Annotated in this window: 15 protein-coding genes and 1 tRNA gene; 9 read left to right on the forward strand and 7 right to left on the reverse strand. The window is 39.3% G+C overall.

Going from position 1 to position 20,411, the window contains the following annotated elements:
• Nucleotides 1–31 precede the first annotated feature (31 nt).
• Complete coding sequence (locus LX64_RS16500) at nucleotides 32–2,674, forward strand: TonB-dependent receptor (RefSeq protein ID WP_111598790.1); 2,643 nt, start codon at nucleotides 32–34, stop codon at nucleotides 2,672–2,674.
• A gap of 112 nt (nucleotides 2,675–2,786) precedes the next feature.
• Here LX64_RS16500 and LX64_RS16505 read toward each other — a convergent pair whose 3' ends face one another.
• Together LX64_RS16505 and fabF are read right to left on the reverse strand one after the other, a co-directional pair.
• Entirely contained in the window at nucleotides 2,787–5,960 is a 3,174-nt protein-coding gene (locus tag LX64_RS16505; protein WP_158538649.1) for an AAA domain-containing protein, read from the reverse strand.
• A 178-nt stretch (nucleotides 5,961–6,138) separates the two neighbouring features.
• Complete coding sequence (fabF, locus tag LX64_RS16510) at nucleotides 6,139–7,380, reverse strand: beta-ketoacyl-ACP synthase II (RefSeq protein WP_111598792.1); 1,242 nt, start codon at nucleotides 7,378–7,380, stop codon at nucleotides 6,139–6,141.
• 93 nt (nucleotides 7,381–7,473) lie between these two features.
• On the opposite strand from fabF, the gene LX64_RS16515 reads away from it, so the two are divergent.
• Together LX64_RS16515 and LX64_RS16520 are read left to right on the forward strand one after the other, a co-directional pair.
• Nucleotides 7,474–7,890, forward strand: coding sequence for a winged helix-turn-helix transcriptional regulator (locus LX64_RS16515; protein WP_111598793.1), 417 nt, complete (start codon nucleotides 7,474–7,476; stop codon nucleotides 7,888–7,890).
• 201 nt (nucleotides 7,891–8,091) lie between these two features.
• A complete protein-coding gene (locus LX64_RS16520) occupies nucleotides 8,092–8,505 on the forward strand; it encodes a response regulator (RefSeq protein WP_111598794.1) in 414 nt (137 codons plus the stop codon).
• On the opposite strand, the gene LX64_RS16525 is transcribed toward LX64_RS16520, so the two are convergent.
• Nucleotides 8,474–10,147, reverse strand: a complete 1,674-nt coding sequence (locus LX64_RS16525) for a PAS domain S-box protein (protein WP_111598795.1) — start codon at nucleotides 10,145–10,147, stop codon at nucleotides 8,474–8,476. The genes LX64_RS16520 and LX64_RS16525 overlap by 32 nt on opposite strands.
• 234 nt (nucleotides 10,148–10,381) lie before the next feature.
• Here LX64_RS16525 and LX64_RS16530 point away from each other — a divergent pair.
• A tRNA-Leu gene (locus tag LX64_RS16530) sits at nucleotides 10,382–10,467 on the forward strand.
• A 77-nt stretch (nucleotides 10,468–10,544) separates the two neighbouring features.
• Here the strand turns inward: LX64_RS16530 and LX64_RS16535 are convergent.
• The 4 genes from LX64_RS16535 to LX64_RS16550 all read right to left on the reverse strand — a co-directional run bounded on the left by LX64_RS16535 (nucleotide 10,545) and on the right by LX64_RS16550 (nucleotide 15,810).
• The gene (locus LX64_RS16535; RefSeq protein WP_111598796.1) at nucleotides 10,545–11,060 is read right to left on the reverse strand and encodes a hypothetical protein; all 516 of its coding nucleotides are present in this window, start codon (nucleotides 11,058–11,060) and stop codon (nucleotides 10,545–10,547) included.
• 142 nt (nucleotides 11,061–11,202) lie between these two features.
• Nucleotides 11,203–12,315: an acyltransferase family protein gene (locus LX64_RS16540; protein ID WP_111598797.1), complete on the reverse strand. Its 1,113-nt coding sequence runs from the start codon at nucleotides 12,313–12,315 to the stop codon at nucleotides 11,203–11,205.
• Nucleotides 12,316–12,603: 288 nt separating this feature from the next.
• The gene (locus LX64_RS16545; protein WP_111598798.1) at nucleotides 12,604–13,365 is read right to left on the reverse strand and encodes a glycine-rich domain-containing protein; all 762 of its coding nucleotides are present in this window, start codon (nucleotides 13,363–13,365) and stop codon (nucleotides 12,604–12,606) included.
• Nucleotides 13,366–13,473: 108 nt separating this feature from the next.
• Nucleotides 13,474–15,810, reverse strand: a complete 2,337-nt coding sequence (locus LX64_RS16550) for a TonB-dependent receptor (RefSeq protein ID WP_111598799.1) — start codon at nucleotides 15,808–15,810, stop codon at nucleotides 13,474–13,476.
• Nucleotides 15,811–16,141: 331 nt separating this feature from the next.
• Here LX64_RS16550 and LX64_RS16555 point away from each other — a divergent pair, with 331 nt between their 5' ends.
• The 5 genes from LX64_RS16555 (at nucleotide 16,142) to LX64_RS16575 (ending at nucleotide 20,173) form a co-directional block, all read left to right on the forward strand.
• On the forward strand, nucleotides 16,142–17,086 hold the full coding sequence (locus tag LX64_RS16555) for a sensor histidine kinase (RefSeq protein WP_158538650.1): 945 nt from the start codon (nucleotides 16,142–16,144) through the stop codon (nucleotides 17,084–17,086).
• Nucleotides 17,083–17,802, forward strand: coding sequence for a LytR/AlgR family response regulator transcription factor (locus LX64_RS16560; RefSeq protein WP_111598801.1), 720 nt, complete (start codon nucleotides 17,083–17,085; stop codon nucleotides 17,800–17,802). Before LX64_RS16555 ends, LX64_RS16560 begins: the two co-directional genes overlap by 4 nt.
• 38 nt (nucleotides 17,803–17,840) lie before the next feature.
• Nucleotides 17,841–18,584: an endonuclease gene (locus LX64_RS16565; RefSeq protein ID WP_111598802.1), complete on the forward strand. Its 744-nt coding sequence runs from the start codon at nucleotides 17,841–17,843 to the stop codon at nucleotides 18,582–18,584.
• On the forward strand, nucleotides 18,571–19,314 hold the full coding sequence (locus LX64_RS16570; RefSeq protein WP_111598803.1) for a DUF72 domain-containing protein: 744 nt from the start codon (nucleotides 18,571–18,573) through the stop codon (nucleotides 19,312–19,314). The genes LX64_RS16565 and LX64_RS16570 overlap by 14 nt, the downstream gene beginning before the upstream one ends.
• A 76-nt stretch (nucleotides 19,315–19,390) precedes the next feature.
• On the forward strand, nucleotides 19,391–20,173 hold the full coding sequence (locus tag LX64_RS16575) for an alpha/beta hydrolase (protein ID WP_111598804.1): 783 nt from the start codon (nucleotides 19,391–19,393) through the stop codon (nucleotides 20,171–20,173).
• Nucleotides 20,174–20,411: the final 238 nt, after the last annotated feature.

The following is a 20,411-nucleotide window of genomic DNA, read 5'->3' on the forward strand; positions in this document are numbered from 1 at the left end:
TTACAGTTTGTCTATAAAACACCTATTATTGATGTATCTACTGTTAGTGCCCGCGCTTTTAATAGCGCAGCAAACAGTACCTGTCAATGGTTTTGTGAAAGACAGTACCGGTCGTCCTGTTGTAGCAGCAACTGTTACCATCATAACTGAAAATGGGGCCGGTATTGCTTTTACTAAAACCGGGTCGCGGGGAGAATTTGCTTGCCAGTATAATGGAGAAGGGGTAGCTATAAAAATTACAGCATTGGGGTATCAACCATTGATTGTACCTGTTACAGCGGCAAATGGTACTTATGAACTGGTATTGAGGAAAGTGGAGCAACAGCTGAAGGAAGTGGTGGTGAAATCGAATACGAAAGTATCGTTATCGAGTGATACATTGAAGTACAGGGTAAATGCATTTAAAGAGAATAATGATCGCGTGATTGCTGATTTGATAGCTCGCTTACCTGGAATACAAGTAGATGATAAAGGTGGCATTAGTTATAATGGTAAACCCATTACGAATGTTTACATTGATGGCGACAACCTCCTCGATGGCAAATATAGGATTGCCACGAATAATGTGCCTGTTAATGCAGTAGAACAAGTACAAGTTATTGAACGCGACCAACCAGTGAAAGCGCTAAATGGGTACGTTGTAACCAATAACGTATCCCTAAACCTCAAACTCACTGAAAACGCCCGTACAATGTCGATCATTACAGGTTTCGTAGGGGCGGGCAACAAAGCCTATCATGCCGAGTTGAACAACCTGGTTTTCTCCCGAAACGTCAAAAGCATCAACAATCTAAAAACCAATAACATTGGCGTTAACCTTGAGACAGAGAACACAGATATAGGTGTATCGCTCAATAATAGTGATATTGAATTAAAGAAGCCGCTTCCCTATCTTTCCATGGGTGACGAAATCACACCTCAACTTCCACAACAGTATTACTTAATGAATAACGACAATGCTGGGAATGTAAACCTATTATTCAAAGTTAAAAATGAGTGGTCGTTACGATTGAATGCTGCTGCCATGTATTTGAAAAGAAATTACAACTACAATAACGCATTCTCCTACTATTTTTCAAAAGAAGATACCGTTCGATACAATGAAATTCAAGACAATATCAATAAACTCACACATTTTCAATTGCAAGCGCAAGTAGAAAAAAACAGTGCTAATATTTATTTCAAATCTATCACCAAGCTCGATTTGCCCAAATGGAAACGAAATGGTGGTACCACCCAAAACAACGAAACCTTCCAACAGTTTTTACCAACGGATTATTTATCGGCTAGCAATGAAAGCAAAATTGTAAAAGCATTGGGAACAGATCAATTGATTTCCTACAACTCTATAGTGCAGTATTATACAACAAAAGAAAACCTTCGCATATTACCCGGTGTGCAAGCCGACATTGTAAATGACACTGTAGCGTTTCTACAGTTGCAACAAATGTTACACACTACCAATTGGTTTATCAATCAATCCGGCACTTACAAAACGAAGTTTAGCAGGATTATTTTATCTGCGAGTGTGGGTGTATCATTGGAAAAGAATGCTTTAGCATCTGGTTTATACAAAACCGATAGTGCAAGTATTACAAGCCAAGTAGGAACAAGGTTCCGAAACGATCTACACTTTCAGAACTTGGGCTGGTATGGGAAAGCATCCATCATTTACCTATTACCCAAAGGATCTATCCGCTTGGAAGCTAGCCCAACTTATAGCTTCGTTCAATATAACGGGGCATTAAAAAGTGCAGCTACTAAAAACCAATACTTCTTGGCGAACCCGGAATTAGAATTTAGAAAAAATATGGGTCGCTTTGGAGAGCTGAACTTCCGGTTCTTACAACAACGCACTTTTGGGCAAATCAATGATATTTACCCAGGTACCATATTGGTAAATTACCGCCAGTTTAATGCTAATGAAACACCGCTTCCCACTACAGATATTAGCACTTTAGGATTACGCTATTCATATCGAAAACCCATTAGCATGTTGTTTTACAATCTCTATGCAGGGTATGATTATACGCAGCAAAACTTTATGTATGCTTATGCCGTAGATAGCGGAGCAACCAAGGTAGTCGCAGTTGATTACCCTAATAAGATACATAAATACACATTGAATGGTAATATTTCGAAGTTCGTGTTCTTTTTAAACACCAACTTATCTGCAAATATAAACGCCAGTTTAACAGAAGGGAAAACATTGTTCAATAATGAACTAACACCCTTCAAATCTTACAATACTAACCTAGCTATTACTGCGCGGAAAAAACTATTCACCCAACTCACTATTTCTGCCACAGGAGAATTAGGCAGCATTATTCAACAACAACGCATTTCGAAAGATAATACGATTGAAACAACAACAAGTATTAATAAACTAAAAACAGAACTGTTACATGGAGTAAGCAATACAATATCGTACCGGTTAGCCTACAACCTTACCAGCTATAAGCAGTCGCAACAACAAAATGTACATAACAGCTTCTTGGATGTTACATTAAAATACGCCCCGCGTAAATGGAAGAGTTATTTCGAGGTTCAGTGCATTAACTTGTTGAATCAACAGGAGTATCGGCAAGTTAAGTCGACTGTTAACCAGTTATCGATATTGGAATTGCCTTTAAGAGAGTGTACTATTATGGTGAAATATCTGTTTGGGTTTTAGTATAGGATAGCTTTGATTATTGATTGTTTGAGTATGTTCATACGTCATTTCCTCAATCAAAAAGGTCGGTGTAAGCCGGCCTTTTGTCTTACCTGTTGATCATAATAGTATTTTATACAATTTCCTTTTTCAACAATCTACTGATGTCACTAAATACACCCGCACTACGCCAAGCAGCTTCATTTCCAATTACGTAACATAATGATTTTGCGCGTGTGAGTGCCACATTCGCAATATTCGGTTTCCCTCCTGCCCAATTTCTTGTCCCATTCATATCATCACCACTTGCACCTAGTACGAATATTACAGCAACAGCTTCCCGTCCTTGTACAGTATGTACTGTACCTACTTGTTCATATACCCAAGTATGGGGATCATTTTCCCAGCCAGCTAATACATTAGAATCAAGGATTAATTTACGTAAATGATCAACAACCATTGTAAACGGGGATACAATATATAGATTGGGTTTTACATTGTTCGACCTCAATTTTTGTAATAAGTCGATGACTACGTATCCCTCTTCTGGGGACCACTTCGTTTCGGAAATAGATTGTACATCCAACCACCTCGAATCTCCTAAGACTTTTTGAATTAAGTTAGCTTTAGGGGTAGGTTTTGCATGAATCATTAATCTATCATAAGCAATTGCATTAGCAATGGAGAACATTGGGTTATCACATCTTCGATGAACAAGCAATGGTAATCCTACTTTTCGAGTACCTGTACGTCCTTCAATATTAGTACTATATGCCGATATATTATCAGCAATTGTTTGAACAGATGCAACCGGAGCATTATATATAGAAGGGTCTACGGAAAGCTTTTTTGCAATAGCCGTTGTGAGTGTAGATGGTAATGTTACTACAGGTTCAATCTGTGCTGGATCGCCTACAATTATAGCTTTTTTTGTCCGAAGCAAAGCACCTACTGCAGCTTGGGGTAATGCTTGCCCAGCTTCATCAATTAGTAAATAACCTAAACTATTTAGGGGAAGATTATAAAACATTCTTTCAACAGAGGCAAACGTCGTAGAAATACAAGGTACCACTAAGAAAAAACTACTCCAAACACTTTTTACCAATTCTTTTTGTTCTTTTGAATCGAACTCGGTATTTGATAGTATTTGCATACAAATACCCAAATTATGCTTTAATGGGTTAGCCGCTGCGTCTATAAAGGCTTTATGAAGTTTTATCGCGGCGATAAAAACTTCATCACGAAGTAATTGTGTTTCCTTATTACACCAAGGAGAAGTGGTTTGTTGTTCTTGTTGACTTAGCTTATAGAAATCATCATCTATAAAATGCCCGTCCACTTTGGTCCGTACCTTCTCTATTTTTTGACGGCAAGATGCTATTTTCCTTTCAAGAGCATGACGCTCTAATAATAACTTGTGCAAATGAGCAGCGATTTTTTTTATTTGCTTTTCTGCATCCCTAATTAAGTGGTCATTTTTCTTAATTTTTTGTTGAATGAGTTTTATATCTAGTTCTAATAAGGCTAATTGTTGTAGCCACAAACGGTATTTTTTCGTTTTAAAAAGGCGCGCCCAAAAACCAGGCTTACCGGCTTGCAATTGTAATTTTTCTTTTTGTAGTTGTAGCACTTCTTCTTCATACAATGAGCTTTGGGATGCTGCGCTATGTAAATGAGCTTCGCAGTTCTCTTGATCACTTTCTATAGCAAGTATAGCTTGTCTAATATTTGATTCCTCTGATAATAATTCCTTTAATGTTTGTAATTTTTTTCTTGCCGCGTCCAACTCCTTTAAGCTCAAAGCACATTTTGCCTTTGCATTCTCAAAATTCTCCCTTGCAATAAGCCAGTTTTGTAACGCATCTGAAGAATTTTTAGGATGGTCTATTTCTTGAATAATAGTTGGAATTTCTTGATATACTTCTCCATTTTCTGTATACTTATCAACGATTTGGGGGTATCCTTGTACTTCACTTAAATAGGTTGACATACCTACATCTTTATCCCACCAAAAATGCTGCTTAAAACGGCTCTTATTTGAGCCATTTCCTAATACGGCAGCAATTAAACCCCATCCTTCCTTTTCTAATACTTTAGTAGCTAAACATGGAAACAAGCGTAATTCATTTGCATCGTTGGCAATTGCCTCCATACTTGGCAATTCTGAACTTATATTCTCAACAGCTTTATTATTTGACGAAGCAATAACCATTTCAAAGCCACATAATGCATCATCTAATTCAAAAAACTTTAGAAATGCTGCCCCAACATTCAACCGTTGATCTGTAGCTTTAAAAGCTTTCATTGGATCATCGTATGTTAACATTTTATCTGCTCTTTTGATAATTATACCCGCCACAACGTCTCTAAGCAAGGTTGTTTTACCAGTGCCTGGAGGACCATTAACAGCTAATATGTCACCATCTTTAATTTCTCTCAAAGCAGCATTTACTGCCGCTTGTTGTAATAAAACTAATGGATGACGATTAGGACCTGGCCATCGACCTAAAGGAATGTTCTTTGGAGCAATCAATTCATCCAATACAGGAATATTCTTTAGCAAATCGATCGGATTATTATGCGCCGCAGATAAATATTTTGTCAATAAAGTTGGCACATTTCTTTCATTAACTAATTGCTGCGCTTTCATAAGGTCGTTAATATAAAAGCTATTTAATAACAAAGGAGCAGGCATATTATCACCCTTCCCATATTCATATGTTGTAATTACAAATGCCTCTTCCAAGAGATAAGTAGCGTCTATTCCTATTTCCTTTATTAAATATTGGCTAAGTTCTTCAATAGTTTGCCTACTGATTGGTAAAGGACTTCCCTCTTCATCATATTTTGAAAGAATCTTTGTGATAGCTTTCTGCCATTCAGCTTCAACATCTGCCCATTTTGACAAAGCTGTTAATGATTTAGATAATGCATGTACAAAACCATATGCAAAACTTGCAATACTTTGTTGTAACGGTACACCATTTTCATTCAATAAAATTGAACTAATAATAGCTTTACCTTTGGCTTGTGGACGTTCGGGAACTTTATCTGCATAAACATTTACTAATGCGTGAATAGCTTTTTCAAAATCAATTGTATTGATTACCAAGTGAAAATAAAGACGGTACTTATCCTTTTGGTATTTATCAACATCTTCCCATGGTAAAGCACCTTCATTTTTTAAGGGTATATATGTTCCAAATGGACTCGTTACTAAATCTTTATACTTTCTAAAGGTTTGGGGAGAAAGTACTTCAAACGCTAACCAAGCATTTAAAATTTCATTGGGTTTATTACTGTACATACGCGTTTTTTTACTATAAATCGCACACTGTAAAAATGGAGAAAAAGGGTTAGGGCACAATACTCCCTGCATTATTAGAAACGAATATAAACAATATCAATTAAATCAATGCAATGTAATAACAAAACAAAAAGCCGCTCCTATAAATAGAAGCGGCCTTACCAAACATCCAATATTTCTATACTCCTTTAAACACCACGATGCCATTATGCCCACCAAAGCCAAAAGTATTACTCATGGCAACTTTTATAGGCTTATGCAGCGCTACTTTGCGAACAATTTGCATGCCTTCCGGAATTTCCGCATCGGGCTGCTCCAAATTGATCGTTGGTGGAACAATACCATCCCGAATCGCTAACACACTAGCAATCGCCTCGATAGCACCTGCTGCACCCAGCAAATGCCCGGTCATCGATTTTGTAGCACTGATATGTGCGCGATCGAAGTTGCCGGCTAATAAGTTTGAGATTGCTTTTAGCTCGCTGATATCCCCAACCGGCGTTGAAGTAGCATGTGCATTAATGTAATCCACATCTCCTGCATTCAAGTTAGCATCCTGCAAAGCAAGACGCATAGCCATATTTGCACCTTCTCCTTCTGGATGCGTAGCTGTCATGTGGTACGCATCAGCTGTCATAGAGGCACCGGCCACTTCTGCATAAATGTGCGCACCACGTGCAACTGCATGTTCATACTCTTCAAGAATAAGTGTTCCTGCTCCCTCTCCCATGAGGAAACCATCACGATCCACATCAAACGGCCTGCTGGCAGCTGTAGGATCGTCGTTACGGGTTGTCATGGCCTTCATCGAACAGAAGCCGCCAATAGAAGCACTCGTAATAGGAGCTTCGGAGCCCCCGGTAACAATTACCTTCGCTTTTCCCCAGCGGATGTAATTCAATGCATCCATGATAGCGGTATTAGATGTGGCACATGCCGATACCGTTGTATAGTTAATTCCTTTAAAACCATATTGGATAGAAATCATGCCCGACGCCATGTTGGCGATCAACTTCGGTACGAAGAAAGGCGAAAAGCGGGGCGTTCCATCGCCAGTAGCATATTCCGTTACTTGTTCTTCAAAGGTTTGCATGCCGCCTTCCCCTGAACCCCAAATCACGCCAATATCATAAGGATTCATCGTTGATACGTCGAGCTTAGCATCGGCCAAGGCTTCTGCTGTAGCCACCAACGCATATTGCGTAAAAGGGTCGGTTCGCTTAATCACCGATTTATCCAAATGCTGCGACACATCAAAGTTTTTCAGCTCGCACGCGATTTGCGTTCTAAAGTGCGTGGGATCAAACTTCGTAATACGCGCAGCGCCACTTTTACCGGCCACTAAATGTTGCCAAAAATCGGCGACGTTATTACCAAGCGGGGTCAACGCCCCTAATCCTGTTATTACGACACGTTTCATATACAATAATTAAAACCACTTGCTTTTTACAAGTAGTTGCAAATATACGCCATACTACTTTATTTTTGCAAGTGGTATCAAACAATTAACAAAATGCGTTCCGGTTGCCCACTTAATTACGGTTTGGAGATCTTCGGTGATAAATGGACTTTACTCATTATCCGCGACCTCATGTTCTTTAATAAAAAATATTACAACGAATTCTTACAGTCAGAAGAAGGTATTTCCACCAATATTCTTGCCGATCGACTGCAATTATTGGAAAAAAACAAGTTCATTCGTAAAGAAAAGGACGGTGAACATAAGCAAAAAATCATCTACCGCCTCACCCAAAAAGGAATAGACCTAATGCCCTTATTAATGGAAATAGGCCTGTGGTCCGATAAGTATGCCGGCTCTCATCTTCATCCAGGGCGAGATATTATTATCGGCGACGTTAAAGAGAATAAAGCGAAAGGACTCAAAAAAATGTTTGCTAAACTTGAAAAAGAACACTTAACAGGATGTTAATTATTGGGCTGTCATCGCGTTGTTCGCTGCCGATCTTTGCTTGCCACGCTCGCTTCAGCAGCAGTATGGGACTGAACTAGTATATATGCATTATTTTATACCAACAAATACTTGTTACCACGTATAAAATAAACAGTATGAAATCCAATATATAAGCGTACATTTAATTTCTGCTCATTTATAAACTTGGTCAGCTCTCCCATGCAACAACCCACTTTCAAAATATTATTAGCGGATGATGATCAAGATGATCAAATTATTCTGATAGAAGCGCTGCAAGAAGCCCAGCCCTTTATAGACATTGCAACGGTATTTAACGGTAAAGAAGCCATTCAATATCTTTCCACCCTTTCTCCGTCCGACTATCCAAATTTGATTATTCTCGATTACAAAATGCCCATTTACAACGCAGCCGATGTGCTTTCTAAAATGGAACCAGCTTATAAAGGTATTCCAACTGTTGTTTGGAGTACTTCAAATCAATCCGAGCATATCGAACAATGTTTATCTCTCGGTGCGTTGAAATACTTCACAAAACCCAGCTCACAGCCTGAATTAAGCCAACTTGTTTCTGATATTTTCGTTATTTGCCAACCGCAGGTAGAAAAACTGTAAACTCTGCTCCTTCTCCCAGCTTCCCTGTTGCCTGGATAAATCCAAAATGGTTTTGTACGATTTTCTTGCAAATAGCTAAACCTATGCCCGTACCTGGGTATTGTTCGCGACCGTGTAATCGCTCGAACATCACGAAGATTTTTTCCCTGTGAATAGGATCAAATCCAATACCATTATCGGCCACCGTTATTTTGTAAAACGGCTGCTCTATCTGATTCTCATCTTTTAACAATACTTGCTCACTTGAAATCTCTACGTGCGGTGCTGCCGTTTCGTTATGGTATTTCAAGGAATTACCCACAAGGTTGTCTAATAACTGGCGCAATTGGAACCGAATCCCTCTCACTGTAGGCAACCCGCTATAGCGAACAGTAGCGCCTACTTTTTGTATATTCTCTTGGTGTAGAGACACAACTTCCCGCATTATTAATTGTAAGTCCACCGGCTCAAACTGCGACTCTTCACTTGAAATACGTGTATATGCTAACAAATCCTCGATGAGTCCCTGCATACGTACAGCCGCATCGATTGTTCTTTCCAAGAAATATTGCTCTTTTTGCGGTAGAGAAACATTGGGACTGTTGGAAATCGCTGAGATATAAAATTGTATTTTCCGTAGAGGCTCTTTCATATCATGTGCCGCTGCATAGGCAAATTGCTGTAATTCGCGGTTCTGGCCTTCAAGTTCCCGGGCATAAAGATTTAGTTTATCTTCGGCTGTTTTTCTTTCTGTTAGATCTCTCGTCACTTTTGTAAAACCGATGATTTCTCCAAGGTCATTGTGTAGAGCAGTCAACACAACACTTCCCCAAAATGTGGAACCATCTTTCCTTTTCCGCCAACCTTCATGAATGGCTTTACCTGTTATTCTCGCTTCGTTGATCAATCTTCCTGGTACATTCTTTTCAAGATCGTGTGGTAAATAAAACACCCTGAAGTGCTTGCCTACAATTTCTTCTTCACTGTATCCTTTAATTTTCTCTGCTCCACGGTTCCAGTTCATGATATAACCATCCTTATCCAGCAACAATATGGCATAATCTTCCACCTCTTCAATCATCTTATGGTAACGCTCCTCGCTCAACTTCAGTGCAAGGTTCTTGCGTTCTAGCTCATTGGTACGTGTTTCCACGGTAAATTGAAGGTTGGCGGCTAACTGTTGTAGTTGCTGTTCACTTTCCTCCAATTCCATTTCGCTTTTCAAGATGCCGGTAAAATCGATAATCATTACCATTACACCACCTCTTTCACCTTGTGCATTGTAAAATACCCGGGGGTACAGTTTTACTTGGCGACGTTCCCCGACTGTATTTTGTATGATTAAGTTTTTTCCATTTTCCGCCACAACACCTTGTAAAGCGAGTGCGGTGGGATGATCGGCTTCATGTAAGGTGGAACCATCTAACAAATAAAAACTATGATATATATCGCGCCAATAAGTAGTGCCTACACCCGGCGACTTGCCCCAAATAACAGTTGCTTCTTCGTTATAATCAATAATTATTCCTTGCGCATCTAGCGTAAAAATAGCTACAGGTAGCTGCTTTAATAATTGGCGATACCGCGCATCATTTTGTCTTAGTTGTGCAATTACCTGGTCGACGTACACCATTGAAGTATGTAGCATAGAAGGTTTATCCATATAGTAAATATCAGCTAATGATTTGCTAGTAAGCTTTTATAAGGTTTAACACATTACCCAATCTTGTGGTTATTTTATTATAGTTCCACTTCGAACTTTGTGCCATCTTTTGTTGCTGCATGCTTCAATTTCTTAAATATCATACAGTTCGGAGAAAATATTTTTTGCATTGTTGAGAAAAAATATTTGGAATTATCCGAAACATGCTTACATTTGCCGTCCGAAAAACGGTACACCGGGGTGGTGGAACTGGTAGACACGCAGGACTTAAAATCCTGTTCGCAGCAATGCGAGTGTGGGTTCGATTCCCATCCCCGGTACAAATGAAGCGGACGCTTCTAAAATAGTAAAAAAGCATCGATGTACATCGATGCTTTTTTGTTTATTAGTATTCTCCTCATTCATTTTCTATAAAAGGCATCATTACAAACTTATTCACAGGAATAGGTGGCGTGATTTTTTTGTTCCTTGTGCTCGTTTTGCCAGTATCAAAAACGTATGAAATCATCTTTACACTAGTCAATACAAACTGCTTTCCATCAAATGCAAAGTTAAATTCACGCTCATAATAGTAATTTCCTCCTCCCCAATCAATACCAATAAAAAAGCTATTCGCTCTTTCTCCAACCTTATGCACAGAAAAGTTCTTTACTTCTTCATCTGGAACAGGCAGGGATATAGAAGCGACTACCTTATTCTTTTGAGTTAATAGAATGCGGCGGGCTGACTTTATCTCTATTCCATTACTGTCAAGCTCACAGACACTTACTAGTTTATAATCGGCCTGCTTATATTGTTGATGGGTTAATGGTACTACATATAATGTATCCGTAAATGCATACTTCTTACTATTATCCAAATTTACATGATACGTGGTAATAATTGGTATTAGAAGTGAAAGAAGGATTTGCATGGTGTAGTTATTTTATTTGCATAATAGCAGGGCAATAGCTAATGTAATGACTGTTTCATACCGAATAATTTGTACTTCTAAAATAACAAAAAAGCATCGACTAGGATCGATGCTTTTTAAGAATATTCTTGTAATAAACAGTTTATTTGTTACTTCCTTGTTGTTTCCCTAACCTTGCTTTCCATGTATCACCCATGTACTTTCTAACAGGAATATCGAAGGCAACCATGGCAATATAAGCTAGGCCTACGAGTATAATAACACCAGTAACAATAATTGTTGCTAGCTGTGTATTATTCAGTTGATGCGTTGTGTAATAGTTCCCAAACATCCATAAAGCAGCATAGTGTGTCATGTATAGTGGGTAGGAGATATTTCCAGAGAATTTACAAAGCGGCTGCATCTTGGGACGTAAGCTAGCACCGGCTCCTAATGCTATTAATAATGGGAAGTATACCAATACAACAAGCAATTCCGACAACCAATTCCAAGAAGTAACTGGCATTAAAAACGCTAATAACAACAATGCCGACAATCCAACAAACCCTAGTTTATTCTTAATAATCCAGTTAGAACGGTAAACCAGTAATCCAGCTAAAAATGAGTACGAGATCCGGGCAAAACCATCCCAAAACGTCGGACCACTCCATCCACCTAGCAAGTTACCAGCTCGGTAGCTTACAAAGCAAAGCCCTGCAGCTGCGACCATGGTTAATACCAAAATGTAACCACGCTTCAACCGGCTCAACACTAATGCGTATACAATATTGGCTACGTATTCCCAGAATAGAGACCAGGACGGTGCATTGAAACTAAATAAATTGAATCCCCTGTCTGCCACAATCGGCAAAGGAATCATACATAACGAACAAACAAATACCAAAGCAATCGTACCTACACTATATGCCTCCGGGTGCCCGCCAAATGGATCGAACAGGAAGGCTAAAAGGCCTAATACCGACCCTAACACCACCAAGGGATGCAGGCGTATGATACGGGCCATAAAAAATGATTTCAAGCCTATTTTGCCTATACGATCATCATACGCATATCCAATTACGAACCCCGATAAGCAAAAGAAAAAATCAACGGCTAAAAACCCATGCCCGATAAAGTTCTTACTAGGATCAGTAAACACCCATTCCATAAAGTGAAATACAACTACCGAAAAGGCAGCAATTCCCCTTAAACCGTCTAATATATCGAAATGTTGCTTTGTTTGTAGAAGTGCCGTGGCGCTTTTATTCGTCTCCATTAACTACACATTCCAACCAGGTTTACATATGGCTATCATTGGTTGGCGGCTGGCAAGTTATTAAAAAAAGAGCATGGGGGCAAGTGGAACACATGTAGTTACTAACTAAGATCACATGTTCATGTTAGTTACATTTTCAGTTCAATTAACGGCAACACTTCGGTCCCCACTTCATCTTAATTAATATGCCAGTACGCCTCCTAAAAGGTAAACAATGAATCCCTTGTTGCAGAATGAATTGTTGGATGAATAATTAAAACTGCTAGCTAATTGTAAACATCCATGTCATCAATCTCCACCACCACAAGATGATCCACAAGATGACCCGCACCCACTACTACAACCTGCATCCCCACTATCGCTACTATCACCACAACCATCCGACCAACAATCACTTCCATGTGAATCAAATGTACCACATGATGATGCACAACTATTTACATAATCGTCGACATTTGTACCTCCTGTATTTTTAGCATTACCAGCAACCCACTTGATAAACAACACAATGGGTACACACATCAATAGTATGCCTATCACCACTTCATGTTTTGCACCCCTATTAAAGAGCGTCATAGCTATCATGAAAGCAGCTAAACTAATAACTAAAGAAAAGGGAGCTGGGTCTTTTGCTTTTCGGCGAGGAAACCAAATGGCGGGCGGAGGAGGTTGGTTAAATGTTTGTTCGTACAGTTGTAATGTATAGCGGTATCGTTCTTGAAAGTAGGCCTTGTCTTCAGGGCCATTCTGGCCAGGATCATGGTGAATTACTTTCTCTAAGATATCTCCGCAGAGCGTTTCCCAATATTGCCGTGTGTATACCAAGTGGAAATGCCATACTTCATCGATGAAAATACTGGGTGTTACGGGAGTAGGACTAATGGCCGCAAGGAAGATAAACCGTTTGTACTCTTCCATCGCTAATTGGGTAAATAAAGGGCTCCAATTTTGAGCTTTCGATAATCGTTGGCTAAATGGTTCTTGGCTGCCTTTTTCATCCAATTGAAACGCTTGCATCTTTTGCCATAGCGCGTTTTCAGAAGGCGTCATATGTTATATTTTACTACCGAAAAGATAGTATGTTTTTGTTGCTTACGCAATAGTCCAATATGAATAAATTATGAACAAAAAACGCCAGGTTGCCCCGGCGTTCTTCCATTACTTAGCTGTTGGCATACGATCCGCCTGTCCTTTTTTCCGGTTGAATCTATACACAGCGGTTCCTGTAAAAATTACACCCACATTCTGGGATTTCGAATACAAGGAATAATCTTCTACATCCATTGAACCTACTTGGATATTGGAATTGAAAATATTGTTCACACTAAATGAAAGCGATAACTTATCCCCAAACAAATCCTTCGACATACCAATATTAGCACGGTATTGTGCATCTACATTTACTTGTACTTCTTGCTTTTTGCCCCTATAATTAACACTTGCATCGATATTAACCAACTTAGGGAATCGTAAGCTTGAGCGTACTGTTGTAAACCATGTGGTACTTTCCGCTTCATAGATTTTACCGGCATATTCACCACGCTGGTTAAATGAATACCAGTTCACGTCCCAAGATAGTCGCCACCATGTAAATGGATTATACGTAGTTGTTACATCAAAGCCATAACGATTCTCTCTACCCATGTTAGCCCATGTTCTTACGAAGGTTCCATCGCTTTGAGGTTCAATAACTGCGTCAAAATAATTGGTTGTATACTGGTAATATAAACCGGGGTTAATCGTAAATGTTCCTACTTTCTTTAGCAATCCTACTTCTACCACATTGGTATACATAGGGTTGATATCGGGGTTACCTCGTTGTAAAAAGCGCTGGTCCGATAAACCGGCAAAGGTATTTAACTGCCAAAACCTAGGCCGGTTAATCCTACGGCTATAACTGGTTTGCAGGCTCCAGTCTTTAGGAAAACTATATTGTAAATGCAATGTGGGAAATAGATTGATATAGTTTTTGCTTTTATTCAATGTAAGCGCACGATCGCTAATTTTTATACTCGACAATTCACTACGTAAACCAGCTTGTACCGTTAAATTCTTCCATTTTGTACCGTATTGTGTATAAGCTGCATAGATGTCTTCATCATAGAAAAGCTTGTTATTGTTACCAGCCAATAGCTCTCCATCTTGCGAAGCGGAATATTCACTACGAATAGCGCGCCACTGTCCGCGTACCCCCATTTCCAACATGCCCACTTTCAAGGGTAATTTATAGTCGCTTTGCAGGTATAAATCTTTACTACTTTCGATATCGCGTGTAACAATGTGCGTAGCAGCAGCGCCTGTTTCCGGCTTAGCTTCCAAGATGCGTTGGTTTTCGTCATCATTCCAAAAATCGTATTGCAAATAGGTGGTCCATTTACGATCAGCTTGTTTGAAGGTTTTTACATAACTCAGTTCTAGTTCGTTAAAGATCTGTGGCTCTTTATAATCTTCAAATCGATGAATGGTGCTATCCAACTGGCCATGTTGCCCGAAGTAGTTATAGAAATACCCCGTGGTATTATCGTTATGTACCTTCGTACGGTAATAGCTGGCCGTTAAGGTATTTTTATCGTTGATGTAATAATCGGTTCCTACAAATAGGTTTACATTATCCACCTGTAAATCGGCACGGTTCAATTGTGATAATTTATTGTAAGGATTTTTATTTATACGCTCAATATGCTCTACAAATAAAAGGGACTGGTCGCGATAGCCCACATTTGCAAACAAGTTTACCTTCTCCGTTTTATAGCTGGCATTCACATTCGCATTCGTGTTTTTAGGACTGGCTATACCCGCTTGTAGCGAGGCATTAAATCCTAATGATGCGTTCTTCTTTAGGATAATATTGATAATGCCACCGCTACCTTGGGCTTCGTAGGCGGAAGAAGGGTTTGTAATAATTTCAATCTTTTCTATATTGGCAGCCGGTACTTGCGCTAACCCGTTATTCTGCGTTAACATCGATGGCTTTCCATTGATGTAAATACGTACATTCTTATTGTCGCGCAAGCTTACATTTCCCTGTATATCTACGTTTACTGAGGGTACGTTATTTAAAATATCATTGGCATTTCCACCTTTCGATAAAATATCCTTTCCTACATTGAATACTTTTCTATCCGTTTTCATTTCGAAGGCCGATTTCTCACCTTGGATTTGTATGGTCGACAGTTGCTTTATATCATCCTTCAAAGTAATCATACCCAAATCGGCATCCTTTTGCAATACAATTTGCTGTACATGTTTCGCATAATTGAACGCCCATGTAGTTAACATGTATTTGCCTGCAGAAAGTGACAGGGTAAAGTCGCCATGACTATTGGTTACTGTGGGGTACTTTTGGGTAGAATCCTCCAGTTTTTGTAATAACACGGTGGCACCAATAATAGGTTCTTTGGAAGATGATACGATCTTGCCTTTTAGTTGATAAGTTTGGTTATAGGCCTGGATAGCAATTCCGAGGCAACAAAACATCATTAGTAACTGCTTCATTTCATGGGAGTTTATGCAAATGTGATGCTTTGTTACAGGCAATTTTAAGAGGGTCGACGAATAGCCGGGGATAGATTACAGACAGTGTAATTTACATGGATCATACATTCGACTTCATTAGTACGCTATTCATACGCCGAAAGTCAAATTTCGTCGACGATAGGTAGAATAGGCCTTAAAGTTTGCTACTTTTACTATTATGCCCTTGATCGAAAGATTTATACAGTTCACTACCAAGTATAGGTTCCTTACGCATTGCTGCTATTGGTTTTGCGTATATATATTGTGGCTATTTCGCTATAATGCCATTCCCGACCCACATTATACGTTAATGCAAGAATCGGTTAATAGCATATTCTTCATTGCATTTGCTGCCATTACCTCCTATTTCTTAGCATATATCATCCTACCGCGCCTTCTTCATAAAGGTAAGACCGTGCAAACGGTAGTTATTATGGTACTTGGTTTATATGTTATTAATGTGTTTTCAAGAATTTCGGTGGTATATTTGTTGGAGCCATTGATACGCACAAGACCATTCGAACAAGAATCGATATGGGAGATTGTAACGGATATCGATTACTTGTTCATGGTATATTTTGTACATGCCTTTTCATATGCCTTTATTTTCGTGTTTATTAAGCTATTAAAAGATCAATATGTGATCAATAAAAGGGCTTTGAACTTGGAGAAACAAAAAGCAGATATTGAATTAATGGCCTTAAAATCACAACTAAACCCACATTTCTTATTTAATACATTAAACAACATTTACTCACTATCGATCATGCAATCGCCACAAACGTCCCCGGCCATTGCAAGGTTATCCGAAATACTGGATACATTATTATACAGGTCGAGCAACTTATTTGTGCCTATTTCACAAGAAATCCAATTACTTAATAACTACATTGAATTGGAAAAACTCCGCTATGATGATCGACTGGAAATTTCGCTCGACATACAGGTAGAGCGCGATGTACATATTGCTCCACTGATATTGCTCTCACTCGTAGAAAATTCGTTCAAGCACGGTGCCGGCGAAGATGCAGGTTCACCTAAAATTCATATCCAACTTCTATTACAAAACCATTTACTGAGCTTTGTTGTAAGTAATACATTCCAATCTAAAGTTGACCAGCAAATTGGGATCGGATTAGATAATATCAGCAAGCAATTGAATTTACTTTACCCGGAAACACATACATTTGAAACCGTTGTGGCACAACAAACATTTACCGCAAAGCTGAACCTCGTATTAAATAACAACACGTGAAAATCAAATGCCTTATCGTAGATGACGAACCATTGGCCATTGCATTAATGCAAAACCATATTGGCCAGTTAAGCACGCTAGAAATTGTGGGCACCTGTTCTAATGCCCTCCAAGCCTCACAGGAATTACGCAATAAACAGGTCGACCTGCTGTTTTTGGATATTAAAATGCCCCAAATCACAGGTATCGAGTTCCTCAAAACATTACGACAAGCACCTGCCGTTATTTTCACTACTGCCTACCGCGAATATGCCTTGGAAGGTTATGAACTCGATGTAGTTGATTATCTACTAAAACCCATCACCTTTGAACGATTCTTTAAGGCGATCGAACGTTATTACAGCCGTTATTCTCCAAAAGAAACAGTTAATAGCGCCCAACAAACCATTGCCCCACAAGAAGACTTTATCTTCATAAAAACGGGCAATAAGTTCAATAAAATCTTCACCAACGACATCCTTTACATTGAAAGTGTGAAGGACTATGTAGTACTCCACCGTGCTGATGGCACTACGTTTACAGCCAAATATAAGATTGGAGACATGGAAGAAGAAGTAAAAGACAAACGCTTCCTGCGCATTCACCGTTCGTTTATTGTAAATATCACGAAAGTAACTGCTTTTACATTGCAAGACGTAGAAATTGGGCGACAAGAATTACCCATCGGGCAAAGTTATAAAGAGTTTGTATACAAGATCTTGAAAGAAGGCAAATAGGCCGAGGTGACTGGCGTAAAAGTTGTGGTTACACATGTATGCCAGAAGGACCATCCATCATCATTCTACAAGAGAAAGTCCGCGCCTTTCGCGGGAAAACGGTGCTAGCAGCTTCCGGTGGTGCGGCTATTCCCATGAAACAATTAAAGGGGCAAAAAATAACGGGCTTCAAAACATGGGGAAAAGTATTCCTCGTTTGTTTCAAATCATGCACAATTCGTATCCATTTCCTCTTATTTGGCAGCTACCGTATTAATGAACATACGGCAACTAAACCCAAGTTACATCTTGGCTTTAAAGTAGGAGAATTGAATTTCTATGCGTGTAAAGTGGATGTATTGAAAGAAGACATTAACGACTTATTTGACTTCACAGCAGATGTATTACATGATTCATTCAATGTAAAAGCAGCCTTGGAAAAAGTACAAGCGAAACCGAATGCAATCATTGGTGATGTATTATTAGATCAGCATATTTTCTCAGGAGTGGGTAACATCATTCGCAACGAGGTATTGTTCCTATCTAAAGTGCATCCTCAAAGTGTGATTGCAGCTATTCCTACGCGCAAATTGCAGGAGATCATCCGTAAATCGGTTTCCTTTAGTGAAGATTTTTTGAAGTGGAAACGGAAAGATGAGCTAAAGAAACATTTGAAAATTTATAAGAAAGAAACCTGTGGGAACAAACCTGTTCATAAGCAAACCTTGGGCAAAACTGGGCGAACAGCATACTATTGCGAGGATGTACAGGTACTATACAAGGAGAAACATGGAAAAAAGTAAAATACATATCGGTACATCGGGCTGGAGTTACCCAAGTTGGAAAGGCAAGTTTTACCCAGAAAAGCTAGCTGCGGCGGATTTTTTAACCTACTACGCCAAGTATTTGCATGTAACAGAGATTAATACCACCTTCTATCATTTACCTCGAAAAACAACGGTACAAGGCTGGCGCGACAAAGTACCGGCCGGTTTCTTGTTTTGCCCGAAAATGAGCCGCTATTTAACGCATCTAAAGCGACTACTAGATCCTACTGAGCCTGTTACTAAATTTTTTACAGCTATTGAAGATTTACCGCCCTGTGGCCCAGTATTATTACAGCTACCACCTACATTGCAATTCGACCAAGAACGTGCTATCGCTTGTTTCGATGAATTAGTGAACTTCAAAGGTTATACGTTTGCATTAGAAATTCGTCATACTAGTTGGTTACAGCCCAATGCCATTGAACTATTGAAAGCGTATAAAATTGCCTTTGTAATGGCAGAATCTGGTGGTCGTTGGCCTTCGGGAACGTTTGTAACATCGAACCATGTGTATGCAAGATTCCATGGTCCGAATGGCGATTACAAGGGAGGATATTCGAAACAGGCTTTGGATGAATATGCAACCGTACTAAACGACTGGCATTCGGAAGGTTATACGGTATGGGGCTTCTTCAACAATACAATTGATGAACATGGTATTTACAATGCCTTGTATTTACATGAGAAATTGGGTTCATCACATTAAAAAGCCATTCCATCACATGCATTACATTACAACAAATAAACTGCGCAATTTTGGGTGGTCATAAACACCTTATCTCATGCGTATATGCTTCCTATTCATCAGCTGCTTATTCAGCAGTGCCTTATTTGCTCAAACTGATTCGCTCTACTCCCGTTACATAAAAGATTGGCGGCATTTTGAGGTTTATTTACCTGCGCAATATAATCCCGCGAAGCAATACCGGTTGGTACTTGTACTAGATGGGCAAGCTTTTGGTCAACAGGTATTTGAGCAAACCACACAACCTTCTATTGTTGTATCACTGGGTGATATTGGGTTACGAGGACATGACTATTCACCCCAATTAGTACATCATGCGAGTGAAGCAGAAAAGCGCGTAGATAATCTTGGTGGGGCAGCGCATTTCAGCAACTACTTGCAATTTGAACTGATGCCGTTCTTGCAAAAGAAATTCCCACGTACAAAAGAACATACCATTTTAGGTCATTCCCTGGGTGGATTATTCGTACTCTATCAACTACAAAAGTATCCAGCACTATTCCAACGCTATATTTCCTTAGAAGCTAGTACATGGTACGACCGTGCTAATATCGATTCTTTACTAAGAACATCAACTCATTCATATAAAAACACATCACTTTATATAGCCACAGCCAATTGCACAAACGATGTTAACATGACTATCGATCAAATATTCAAAAGCACAAACCTGTATTGTGAACTCACTGCCCCGGGTATACGATTGGCCCAGTATTTAGCTACCCAACCGCTACGATCACTCCGGTGTAAATGGGAACACTTTCCCCAAGCCCAACACTCTTCTGTAACAGCTGTAGCCTTAAAGCGCTGCGGGTTGTAATACAGGCGATGGATTGGATTTCCATATTTGCATTGCCAGTAAACACTTTACATCCTAATAGTAAATAAGGGAAACAGGCAGATATATTGCAACATACAATGTACATCTGCCTATTTCATATTGCTCTTTTTAGTCATTGCAAATAGCACCAAAGCGTATACAAGACACTATATACCTATGAAAATATATGGGGAATATATCTAGAACATTGGAATAACATTGAATAACCATTAGGATA

It is taken from the genome of Chitinophaga skermanii (assembly GCF_003259335.1).
Taxonomy (GTDB): domain Bacteria; phylum Bacteroidota; class Bacteroidia; order Chitinophagales; family Chitinophagaceae; genus Chitinophaga; species Chitinophaga skermanii.